This is a genomic window from Cryomorpha ignava, assembly GCF_010686655.1.
Classification (GTDB): domain Bacteria; phylum Bacteroidota; class Bacteroidia; order Flavobacteriales_D; family Cryomorphaceae; genus Cryomorpha; species Cryomorpha ignava.
Genome location: NZ_JAAGVY010000076.1, coordinates 1 through 10829 on the forward strand (window position 1 = coordinate 1; position 10829 = coordinate 10829).

Annotated in this window: 16 protein-coding genes; 11 read left to right on the forward strand and 5 right to left on the reverse strand. The window is 38.1% G+C overall.

The genetic code is table 11. From position 1 onward, the window contains the following. Window positions 1–287 precede the first annotated feature (287 nt). From G3O08_RS19845 to G3O08_RS19860, 4 genes are all read right to left on the reverse strand, one after another. Complete coding sequence (locus tag G3O08_RS19845) at window positions 288–563, reverse strand: type II toxin-antitoxin system YafQ family toxin (protein ID WP_163287193.1); 276 nt, start codon at window positions 561–563, stop codon at window positions 288–290. A gap of 1 nt (window position 564) precedes the next feature. Beyond that, window positions 565–756 carry a hypothetical protein gene (locus tag G3O08_RS19850; protein WP_163287194.1) on the reverse strand — a complete coding sequence of 64 codons (192 nt, stop codon included), beginning with the start codon at window positions 754–756 and terminating at the stop codon, window positions 565–567. A gap of 11 nt (window positions 757–767) precedes the next feature. Continuing rightward, on the reverse strand, window positions 768–941 hold the full coding sequence (locus G3O08_RS19855) for a hypothetical protein (RefSeq protein ID WP_163287195.1): 174 nt from the start codon (window positions 939–941) through the stop codon (window positions 768–770). A gap of 67 nt (window positions 942–1008) precedes the next feature. Continuing rightward, on the reverse strand, window positions 1009–1524 hold the full coding sequence (locus tag G3O08_RS19860) for a DUF2892 domain-containing protein (RefSeq protein WP_163287196.1): 516 nt from the start codon (window positions 1522–1524) through the stop codon (window positions 1009–1011). Between the two features lie 196 nt (window positions 1525–1720). Between G3O08_RS19860 and G3O08_RS19865 the strand changes: the two genes are divergently transcribed. The 7 genes from G3O08_RS19865 (at window position 1721) to G3O08_RS19895 (ending at window position 6473) form a co-directional block, all read left to right on the forward strand. Continuing rightward, the gene (locus G3O08_RS19865) at window positions 1721–2479 is read left to right on the forward strand and encodes a DUF4252 domain-containing protein (protein WP_163287197.1); all 759 of its coding nucleotides are present in this window, start codon (window positions 1721–1723) and stop codon (window positions 2477–2479) included. 159 nt (window positions 2480–2638) lie between these two features. Next, the gene (locus G3O08_RS19870) at window positions 2639–3154 is read left to right on the forward strand and encodes an RNA polymerase sigma factor (RefSeq protein ID WP_163287198.1); all 516 of its coding nucleotides are present in this window, start codon (window positions 2639–2641) and stop codon (window positions 3152–3154) included. After that, window positions 3144–3692 carry a hypothetical protein gene (locus G3O08_RS19875; RefSeq protein ID WP_163287199.1) on the forward strand — a complete coding sequence of 183 codons (549 nt, stop codon included), beginning with the start codon at window positions 3144–3146 and terminating at the stop codon, window positions 3690–3692. The genes G3O08_RS19870 and G3O08_RS19875 overlap by 11 nt, the downstream gene beginning before the upstream one ends. Then, window positions 3689–4231 carry a DUF4252 domain-containing protein gene (locus G3O08_RS19880; protein WP_163287200.1) on the forward strand — a complete coding sequence of 181 codons (543 nt, stop codon included), beginning with the start codon at window positions 3689–3691 and terminating at the stop codon, window positions 4229–4231. Before G3O08_RS19875 ends, G3O08_RS19880 begins: the two co-directional genes overlap by 4 nt. Next, a complete protein-coding gene (locus tag G3O08_RS19885) occupies window positions 4209–4775 on the forward strand; it encodes a DUF4252 domain-containing protein (RefSeq protein WP_163287201.1) in 567 nt (188 codons plus the stop codon). The genes G3O08_RS19880 and G3O08_RS19885 overlap by 23 nt, the downstream gene beginning before the upstream one ends. Beyond that, on the forward strand, window positions 4775–5677 hold the full coding sequence (locus G3O08_RS19890) for an ABC transporter ATP-binding protein (RefSeq protein WP_163287202.1): 903 nt from the start codon (window positions 4775–4777) through the stop codon (window positions 5675–5677). The genes G3O08_RS19885 and G3O08_RS19890 overlap by 1 nt, the downstream gene beginning before the upstream one ends. Then, window positions 5670–6473 carry an ABC transporter permease gene (locus G3O08_RS19895; RefSeq protein ID WP_163287203.1) on the forward strand — a complete coding sequence of 268 codons (804 nt, stop codon included), beginning with the start codon at window positions 5670–5672 and terminating at the stop codon, window positions 6471–6473. The genes G3O08_RS19890 and G3O08_RS19895 overlap by 8 nt, the downstream gene beginning before the upstream one ends. A 54-nt stretch (window positions 6474–6527) precedes the next feature. Here G3O08_RS19895 and G3O08_RS19900 read toward each other — a convergent pair whose 3' ends face one another. Next, window positions 6528–6974, reverse strand: a complete 447-nt coding sequence (locus G3O08_RS19900) for a DUF2452 domain-containing protein (protein ID WP_163287204.1) — start codon at window positions 6972–6974, stop codon at window positions 6528–6530. A gap of 342 nt (window positions 6975–7316) precedes the next feature. Here G3O08_RS19900 and G3O08_RS19905 point away from each other — a divergent pair, with 342 nt between their 5' ends. The 4 genes from G3O08_RS19905 to G3O08_RS19920 all read left to right on the forward strand — a co-directional run bounded on the left by G3O08_RS19905 (window position 7317) and on the right by G3O08_RS19920 (window position 10706). Beyond that, window positions 7317–7685: a helix-turn-helix domain-containing protein gene (locus G3O08_RS19905; RefSeq protein WP_163287205.1), complete on the forward strand. Its 369-nt coding sequence runs from the start codon at window positions 7317–7319 to the stop codon at window positions 7683–7685. Continuing rightward, complete coding sequence (locus G3O08_RS19910) at window positions 7672–8163, forward strand: D-glycero-alpha-D-manno-heptose-1,7-bisphosphate 7-phosphatase (RefSeq protein WP_163287206.1); 492 nt, start codon at window positions 7672–7674, stop codon at window positions 8161–8163. Before G3O08_RS19905 ends, G3O08_RS19910 begins: the two co-directional genes overlap by 14 nt. A 269-nt stretch (window positions 8164–8432) precedes the next feature. Beyond that, on the forward strand, window positions 8433–10130 hold the full coding sequence (locus G3O08_RS19915) for a T9SS type A sorting domain-containing protein (RefSeq protein WP_163287207.1): 1698 nt from the start codon (window positions 8433–8435) through the stop codon (window positions 10128–10130). A gap of 6 nt (window positions 10131–10136) precedes the next feature. Beyond that, the gene (locus G3O08_RS19920; protein WP_163287208.1) at window positions 10137–10706 is read left to right on the forward strand and encodes a hypothetical protein; all 570 of its coding nucleotides are present in this window, start codon (window positions 10137–10139) and stop codon (window positions 10704–10706) included. Window positions 10707–10829: the final 123 nt, after the last annotated feature.

The following is a 10829-nucleotide window of genomic DNA, read 5'->3' on the forward strand; positions in this document are numbered from 1 at the left end:
ACCATTCCGCTCTCTTGCCAGGCTTGAACCAGAGCAAACATTTTTTCTTGTAACTTCATCAAAATTATTTTCGACAAAGATCAGGCGGGGGTGGGAATTAGGCAATATGGGATGGTCGGGTGGATACGCAACAAATGGCTATTTCAATACAATTCAAATACCTTTTTTCACAAGGTAATGGGGCTACGCTAAGCGCACCCGAACCTTATTGGATTTGAGGGCGCGATGGGTTAACACAATTTCAATAGAATGGATGGGATACGTTTTCCTATCCGGATTTCGAAAAATTAATTAAACAAATCAGAGTGGGTTCCGGTTCGGGTTAGAAAGATACACTTTAGATTATCGTCTTTCTTCCAAATCAATAGCCAATCGGGTTCAATATGACATTCCCAATAGCCCTTATAATTCCCTTTTAATTTGTGCGGTTTGTATGTGGGATATATTTTACCATCTTCTACTAAACTTGTAACCACCAAATCCAATAGTTCCATTTTCAAGCCTCTTTTTCTTATAGTTTTGAGGTCTTTTTTAAATTGATTGGTTTGGAAGATTTCATACATATCAGGATAGCTGTTTTCTGAATTCGCTTAAAGAAACTTTTGTAGCTTTTCCATTCTCTACTTCTTCCATTGCTTCCTTGGTAACCTTATTTAATTCTTTTTCTTCAACTTTTACAAAAGGAAGGCTTTTTAGATATTCATAAAAAGCTTTGGCTTGTTTGCTCCTTTGGTCTATTTTAATTGTAATTTCCATAACTTCTGTTTTTACAAATATAAGAAAGGGTAACCACTTGGGCGACCCGAAAAAAGGGCATGATCCATAAAGCCAACATCAAGTGTTCCGGCAATGCGTAGCGCGGTTGCAAAAAAGGCAAGCTTAAATGTTGCGGAGGCTTCAAAACCCAGCTTGGCTTCAAGGGCTACAGTTGTGTTGAGCATTGCACCAATAATAAATCTGAAACGGATCGTGCTGACCGTAAGCGTCAGGATCAACAATCATAAATCCTTAAATTCGTTTCATCTGCTCCTTGATCATTTTCACCTGATCGTTGAGCATCTTGTTCTTATCCAGCTTTTTTACTTCAGCCAAAAGATTGGTAGCCTCCCTCTTCTTGCGTTTCATTACCGCTATTCCCGCAAGGTTGAGCTTGGCCATTGCCTGATCCGTTTTCATGCGTAAGCCAATGGATAACGCACGTTTAAAAAACTTTTCAGATTTGCTAATGCTCTGCTGCTGTGAGTATATTAGGCCGGTAAGATAGTAGTAGTATGCATGTTGTGATTTGGTGAGCTGCTCGGGATGCTTGATTTTAGCTAGTGTTTTTTCGGCTTTGTCAAATTTTCCCCGGCGCAATTGTACAAATGCCCACAAGATAAGCTCGTGCTTGAAAAGGCTCAAAACGAATATTCCCAAAACGAAAATAAACATGATGCCATTTCCAATATTTCCAATCGAAAACTGATAAATGATCAACGCAAGTGTGGCGAGAATCAAAACGTACTTTATAATTTTATTAACCATTATTTATTCTTCTGGGCTGCAAAGGTAATCTTATCGCCCGTATTTGCCCCTTAGAGATATGATATTCTTACCCCTTGAAGTTTTTTTTTAATAGCGGTGTAACATTGCCTTAACTGAGTCGTCTCCAAACCGAACATAAAACAAACTAAATATGTCGGCTCAAACACCGGCGCAAACAAACTAAAACAAATGCACAATGAAAAAAATTCTCTACACACTCGCAGCAGCCGCACTATGCAGCTTTCAAAGCTTCGCCCAGGATGCGGCCATCAATCGATTCTTTTCAGAATACGAAAATAGAGACAACGTTACACTCATCTCGCTAAGCGGAAAAGCTTTTGAAATTGCCAACCAAATAGAAATGGAAGGCGATGAAGCAGAAGACTTTAAACGAATAGCCGGACAAATAACCGGATTTAGAATGTTGATAGACAACAATGATTCAGATGCCAAGAGCACTGCAAAGCGCGCCAGACGTGAGATTTCTGCAAAATTTGAAGATTTGGTTACCATCCGCGAAAAGGACTCTGATGTTAAAATTGTGATCAACGAATCAAATGGTTTAGTGACCGAAATCATAGCAATCATTGGATCGGACACCGATTTTATGTTGGCAAGCATTACCGGTCAAATCAAATTAAGCGACGTAAGCGATGTAACCAAAAGATTCTCTTCTATGGGAAAAGATGTTTTTGCCAAGTCATTAGACCCTTCGAAAATTCTTGTATTTCCTAGTCCGGCTTCAAAAGGGCAGGAGATAAGCATAGTTTTACCGTCAGAATTAAATGGAGCCACGGTGCAAATATTTGATGTGTCAGGCAAAAAAGTAGCAAATTTTATTGCAAATGATAAAATGCGAAAACTAAATACTGATAACTTTGGAACCGGAGTTTTTATATTGAAAGCCACAAAAGGCGATATTGAAACCACCCGTAAGTTTCTAATTAACCAGTAAGACCAATTAAACTTTGAAATGCCGTATCCCATTCTTAATCTTATCCTTTTTAAAGGTATAATTGGTGAATGCCGAGCTACTAACAAACGAGTAGATGAGGAACGATATATGCGACATTTGATAGTTAAATCGGTGTAAGACCATAATCGAAGCAAATCGATGCATCAAGAAGAATTTACGCGTACCATTCTTGTACACAAAAATAAGATGTACCGATTTGCTTTGAGCATTATGGGCAATGAGCACGAAGCTAAAGATGTAGTACAAGATGTAATGCTTAAACTGTGGGAAACGAGAATGGAACTTGAAGATAAATTGAATCTCGAAGCCTGGTGTATCACGCTTACCCGGAATAAATCGCTCGATAAAATAAAGCGTATGGGTCGAAAACTTAAAAGCAATCTGGATGATGTTGGAATGAAACTTGTTTCTGATAATCCATTGCCGGATACTTATACCATTCAAAATGATACCATGAATAATGTCTCTGAAGCATTACTGAAATTGCCCGAACAACAAAAAGCGGTTTTTCAGCTTAGGGACGTTGAGGGGTACAGTTATCTGGAAATATGCGAAGCACTGAACATGGAAATGAGCAAGGTGAAAGTCTATATTTTTAGAGCGCGAAAGTCGATTAAAGAATCTTTGGAAAAAATAAACAGCTATGGACAGTAATAGATTAAAACTTCTCGAAAAACGCTACTGGGCCGGTGAATCAAGCCTGGATGAAGAGCATGAGTTGAAAGAGGCCGTTAGGAATGATGCAGATGGAGTATCTTTTGAGCTAGTTTCCCTTTTTCAGGAAATAGCACAAAATAAAGATCAGATTCTGGATGCAGATTTTGATTCGGACTTCTGGCAAAAAGCAAATAATGAAAAGGGCAAAGGCGGAGCACGAATTTTTACACTTTCGCTATTTATGCGCTATGCTGCTGTGGGCATCATTCTTTTTGGAATCACTTTCGCTCTGTGGAATATTGTTTTAAAAGATGAACCTGTGGAAGCTATTGCGCAGACCGAGATGACCACAGGCGACACCTATAATGACCCACAAGTGGCCTTTGAGGAAACTAAGCGCGCATTGCTTTTTGCATCTGAAAAATTAAATAAAGGCAAAGAGCCTATTAAAGAAATAAAACGATTTTATAATGCAAAAGTGAGTATTGCCGGAATGCAAACAGACAGTATGAATACTAAAAAGAAAACGAAATGAAAACCAGAAATATAATTAGTCTCTTGTCTGTGCTTCTCTTGAGCATTTCAGTCTTGCAAGCTCAAGATGCAATAGATAAGTATTTTGAAAAATATGCCGACAATCCTGAATTTACGTCGATTATAGTCTCAAGCAAAATGTTTGAGCTCTTTGCTAATGTGCAGGTTGACTCTCCTGAAAATTCGGATTTTAAGGATGCTATAAAAGGTTTAAAGGGAATTAAAATTTTGGCATACGATCAAAGCGAAAGTCCAAATATTCAGCTAACAGACTTTAAAAGCGCTATTAAAAAAATAGGTCCTGAATATGAAGTTTTAATGAGCATAGATGATAAAGATGAAAAAGTACGCTTTTACATTCTCGAAAGTGGAGATATTATTAAGGAGCTCTTTATGGTTGTAGGCGGAAATGGAAATCTCTTTTTAATGAGCCTCGTAGGCGATATAGATCTCGAAAAAATGTCGAGTCTATCTAAAAAAATGAATATAGGTGGTATGAATTATCTCGAAAATCTCGATGAAAAAGGAAAAACTAAATAAATATTTAATTCCTGTCTTTCTCTGTTGCTTTCTGGGTCTGGGGGCATGTGGTCATAAATATGAGCAGAGTAAAACGCTGACAGAGTACTCAAAACGTGATAATAAAGAATTGACAGGGCTATACTTTTATCCGACTACAATCCGTATGCTCGCAAAAATTTTAGGCGATGAGAATGGTCAGTCTTTGAAAGAAATAGAAAAAGCGCGGCTCTATTTTTCATGGAGTGACGAAGAAGAGAATGTAAGAGAAACCCTAAAATCTTTTAAATCAGGTATAAAAGAAGAAGGTTTTGAAATGCTCATGCAAATGAATTCGTCGGGTAATAAAATTGATATTTTTATGCTCGATAAAGAAACAGACGATTACGTGATATTCGTTGATGGAGAGCAGGGTACTTTTGTGCTCGAGATTCTCGGAAATCTTTCACCGAATGCCATTCGCGACATCTCTAAGCTAGATATGAATAAAATGATGGATATTTTTGAGCTGGAAGCTCCCAAAGATGAAAATACCACCGATACCCTCCAAACCGACAGTCTGTAATGGAAAATGTATTGGAAATAAATTCCCTGACCAAGAAATTTGGAAAGATTACGGCGGTAGATTCGCTTGATCTAACAGTGGAAAAAGGCTCAGTATTTGGAATTCTTGGCCCAAACGGGAGCGGCAAATCAACAACACTCGGAATGTTGCTCGGCGTTGTAAACCCCGCTTCGGGGAGCTTTAAGTGGTTTCAGGGAGAACAAACTCACAAAGTAAGAAGGCGAATTGGAGCAATTTTAGAATCTCCTTGTTTTTACCATTATCTATCGGCGGAAAACAATCTGAAGGTTGTTGCAGAAATAAAGCAGGTTGATACAAGCCGCATTGATGTGGTGCTTGATAGAGTAGGTTTGCTTTCGCGAAAAAATGATCCTTTCAAAAATTATTCGCTCGGAATGAAACAGCGACTTGCTATTGCGTCTGCATTGCTTTCAAATCCGGAAGTTATGATTCTCGATGAGCCGACAAATGGGCTTGATCCACAGGGTATTGCCGATATTAGAGATTTGATAATTGATTTGGCAAACGAGGGCAGAACAATTATTCTTGCCAGCCATTTGCTTGACGAAGTGCAACGCATTTGCACCGATTTTGCAGTATTGCGTCTCGGCAAGAAGATTTTTCAAGGCAAAGTTGCCGACCTCGACCAAGATAAAACCAATGTTGAAGTGGGTAGTGATGATCCCGAAAAGCTCGCTGCCTTTCTTTCTGATTCACATTTTGCAGCTTCTTTCCGAAAAGAAGGAAGCAATTTTAAGCTTGCTCTTAAACCCGGAATAGAAATTACAGATTTTCACCGCGCCCTTATTGCAAGTGGAATTGTGCTCAACCGGTTGCAAATAAATACAAACACGCTGGAGCAAAAATTTCTTCAATTACTTAAATCAGAATCGAATGCTTAGACTCGTAAAACTCGAATTTCTGAAGCTTAAAACCAATCGTGCATTTTGGATTTTACTGGGTATCTACTTCGTGGCTTTGCTCTTAATAGCGTTTAGCGGCGGCGCTATATTGCAATATTTGGAAAATCAGGGGGTAACTTATCGTGGCTTGAGTCCCGTAATTCTTCCTATTTACGATTTTGAAGATATATGGCAAAACCTTGCCTGGCTTGGTTATTTCTTTAAAATATTTCCGGCCTTGCTCATAATCATTTCTGTTACCAATGAGTTTCAGTTTAAAACGCATCGCCAAAATATTATTGACGGACTTTCGAGAACAGAGTTTTTTCTATCAAAACTTTCATTCGCGATTTTTTTAGCGTTGCTTTCTGCTCTCGTTATTCTTATTATCGGATTGATTCTCGGTTTTCTGAATGCTTCAGACACATCTGTTGACGCCATTCTTTACAATGCAGTTTTCATTCCCGCGCATGCCTATCAGCTTTTACTTTACTTCTTGTTTACCATGTTTTTAGCTCTGATAATCAGAAAATCAGCATTTACAATAATGGTTTTGCTGATTTATACCCTTATGATTGAACCCATTGCAGCAGGAATTCTTGGTCACTTTTATCCTTTGATAGGTTCTTTATTGCCACTTCAAGCTTTTTCATCTATTGTGGCATTCCCTTTTACGCGCTATATCCTTTTAGAAACTCCAGATTATATTGGGCTGGTAGAGTTTTTGAAAGCTACAGGGTGGGGCTTTGTTTTTCTTTTCGGAATATTTTGGCAGCTGAAAAGAAGAGATTTTTAGGGCTTAAAATCGTCGAGACGTTGCGTGCAACGTCTGTACTTTCATGCGACGTATTTACTCCAATACCTCCCAGGTGCGATCGGAGAGCAATTTTACAGTGGCCACATAATGCTTAAAAGGAATTTTTCGTCCCCATTCTTTTGGACCAACCATAGATAATACAAAAGCATCCTTCTCACGGGCGTATAAATGGTAAGTTTCGCCGGCAAGAGGCTCAAAAGCCATATCGGCACCATATATCGCTTTTGAGGTTTCCATACGGGTTTTAATTTTTTCTGCCTGTTTGGCGAGTAGGGCAATCTGTTCTCTTATTTGATCCATTTGTGTATGGCACTGTTCCTCCATAACCCGAATCGCAGTTTTCTTAATGGCGCCTTCCTGATTTGGAGCGAAAGCCGGACTGCCAATTGTATGAGGGTAGGGAATTAAGCCAGGTGTTTCAGTAATCTTGTCTTTGTCAATCGGATTATAAAATTCTTCGTCTTTTTTGTTCTGTTGCATTCAAATTTAATTTTGGTACAAAGATATACCAAACTCTTATTAAAGCCTTAAATCGCAAAATTCAACTATTCCAATAATGCTAATATTTTTGGCTTTTTGAGCTGAATTGTTACAAATGTAACATCTTTAAGTGGCTGGAAAAGCAACACTGTTCACGGAACTAAACTCTCTAATTTACAAATGTAAATAGTGCGACTGCCTAGTATTATGTAGTTTAAAACATATTCTATTAGTGTGTTGTGCACTTTATATGAGCTATCAGTTCAAGGTATCGATTCAAATTAATATTCGATTAACTTTGTGCAGTTGAAAGAACTTTAGAGTAATGTTACAAATGTAACCATGGAATTAAAGGATAGAATTGCAACTATAATAAAAGTGAATAATCACACCGCTTCGTCGTTCGCTGACTTGCTCGGAATTCAGCGTTCCAGTGTTTCGCATATTTTGAACGGACGGAATAATCCTTCCTTAGATTTTATCCAAAAGGTACTTGAGAATTTTCCACGGGTAGATTCCGGGTGGCTTATTACCGGAAAAAATCCCGAATCAAAAAAACCTGATGATACTCCTACGATCAATAAAGCACCGCATGAAATAACAACTCAACAGCCGAAAATGAAATCAAAATCCAAATCCGAAATAAAAACTATTGAAAAAATCGTGATTTTCTACACAGATCGTACCTTTGAGACTTATGAGCAAGACTAATTTACGACCTGCCGTTTTTTTAGACAGAGATGGCGTTATTAATCACGATCCGGGCGATTATACCACCTGTATTCAAGAGTTTACCATTTTGCCGGGAGTAATTGATACTTTAAAGAAGTGGACAGAGGCGGGATATTGTATTATCGTAATTACAAATCAGGGTGGAATTGCAAAACAACGCTATTCGTACGCTGATTTTGAGGAGATTAACGATTACATGACTACGAAATTCACAGCGGCTGGAATTGACTTTATAGAAACTTATTTTTGCCCGCATCACGATGCTATTAGTCACTGCCTTTGCCGTAAGCCACATTCAGGCATGATCGAAAAAGCAATTCACCGCCACGGCATCGATCCTAAAAAATCTGTAATGATTGGCGATAAATACCGAGATATTGAAGCCGGTGAATCAGCCGGTGTGCGCGGTATTAAAATCGATGTGAATCAGAGCCTTACAACATTATTCCTAGAATAGACCTGAAGAGCTAGTCAGTTGTATCGGTCTTAATTCACTCCTTTCGACTTACAATCGCTTCGTTTTAGAGAAGCATTAAAATAGAAAATTCTGCTCATGACATAGCTCTTGTTATTGGGTTTACTTACTTTTGAGCTGGATTATTGTTCGTCTTTCATATTTTATTCACGTTTTAGATTCAATACATAAAGAGCCGTTTAAGAACATTTTACCCTGAAGGACGTAATAATTTAGCTGTTTTAGGCCATTATATTTATTAATACTCAATTATGAAGAATTTTACTCTCCTTATATATTCCCTTCTAATCACTATAGGAGCTTACGCACAGGCTGAAGTATTTAGCAATATAACGCAATTCGGAATTGGTAGTACACAGATAGATGCCGGTCAGTCAGGTATTTATGATTCTGAAGGAAATATGATCATTTACGGAAGTTTTAAGGGGAATTTAGATTTTGATCCGTCTGCAAATAATAATGAATTAAATCCTCTGGGTACGCCCGACCTTTTCGTGGCAAAGTATGATCAGGCAGGAGGTTTGTTATGGGCTTTTAATCTTGGCCGTATTAGCCTCAATAATGGAATGGATGCAGATGGTGTAACAATTGATTCAAACAATAATATATGTATCGCTGGAAGTTTTTCGAATACAGTAAATTTTAATCCTCTTGGTAGCCCAATTCAAAAAGTGAGTGCCGGGGGTAAAGATGCGTTTTTGGCGAAGTATAACTCTGATGGTCAATTAACTTGGGTGAATACCTTTGGCTCACTTTTCTTTGATTATGGTAGTGCGCTTCATGTAGATGCCGACGACAATATTTTTTACGGTCTCCGTTACAATGGTGATGTGGATGTAGATCCAAGCGCAAACAATGTTGTTCTAAATCCCCAATCGGGCGCTACAGATGCTGCACTCATAAAGTACAATTCTCAAGGGGAGTATGTTTGGTCTTTTGAAGTTTCAACGCCGAATAACGATGATATTACCGCGATTAAATCTGCCCAAAACGGTAAGATTGCTCTTGGTGCGATGACAAACGGTTCGCTTTCTGGTATTCCCCAAAGTGATATGAAAATGTTTGTGCTCAATGCAGATGGATCATTAGATTGGGAATACAATTTTGATAATTCTGATAATTCAAATGAAATTTCATGCTTTCACTTCGCAGATGGTGGTGAGAGCCTATATGTGGCAGGAAGAATTCAGGGTGATACAGATTTTGATCCCGATCAGGGAAATGAATTCATTATCCAGCCCTTATTTGCAGATCCATTTTTTGCGAAATACGACCTTGTAAATCAATCGCTCATTTGGGCAAGATATATTGAAAGTGGAGGTATAGAAGACTATGTATCGGGAATTATTGAATCTGGGTCAGCCTTACTTGCCTTAGGATCATTTGATAATGTGGCTATTTTCAACCCCGGCGATTTTACTTCTCAAATCGCTTCGCAAGGCGAGATGGATATTTATATGGCCGCCTATGATAAAGCTACAGGTAACTTTATGGAGGCCAGGACTTTTGGTGGCTCTGGCAGTGAGTTTGCGCGAGATGCGTATTTTAATCCCAATGGAAATGTACTTGCAATAGGTTCGTATTCCGGTTCACTTTCCCTGGATACCGATGCAGCACCAATCTCTTCTAATGGCTTTACAGATATATTCTTTGCAGAATTCTCGTTTCAAACAAACCTTAGTGATGGTATTTTGTCTGCTCATTCAGCAGATATAATGATTTACCCGGTCCCGGCTTCAAGCACTATTGGACTTGAAGTTCCAGATCACGCAGTATATCCCATCGAAATAAAGATCATTAGTATTGTAGGAAAAGTCGTGAAGGAGCTTCGGATCGATAATGCCTCAAAACTAGATAATATCGATATAAGTTCTCTGAAAACGGGTGTATATATTCTTGACATCAATATGGCTGGACAGCGCATATCTAAACGGATCGTAAAAAATTAAATAAGCTTGGATCAATCGCAGGCTCGACTCATTCTCGGTAATGATTTAAATCTCAATTCAGATAGCTATGAGATACTTGATGCCATAGAGGAATCTGTTTTTGAAGAAGTTACGTTTTTTATGCGTAGGTCATTTCTGCCGACTCTTGCGACAAAGTGCATTAAAAAGCTTAATGAGATTGATTTGGCAGCAAATACTCTGGGTCTTCATTTTGATTTTGCAGTAAAAGAATATTTTGTAAAAGAAGACTTAAGTTACGCCGATGACTTACTTTCTTTACTTTCTGTCTATCATTCGCATGAATCACAGCTTAAATCAAAGCTTTTAAACACCACAATTCCATTACAGGCAGTTTCACTTTATGACCAATGGATTATTCTGTTTGAATCTTTTGCCCTAAGGTACATTAAGATATTTCAAAATTTAAATGTTGACGGCAGCTTTGTTAATAAAGTCGATATCCGGATATCTGAGGCGATTGAGTTCAACGATTTGTACAAGGAGCTAAAAGTTTTGAAATTTAATAATTTAGCATGTCGTGAGTACTATCGTCTTCAAAAGATGGTTAATAAATAGTGTCCGCCAGAAAACTACCCTTGTGAGTAATTTCATAGAATTTCCAAAAATTTCTCAGCTCAATGTCCGATTAATTATGCTTGATTTATCACCAATCTAGATTTTTTTGATGAAATAGCTTGA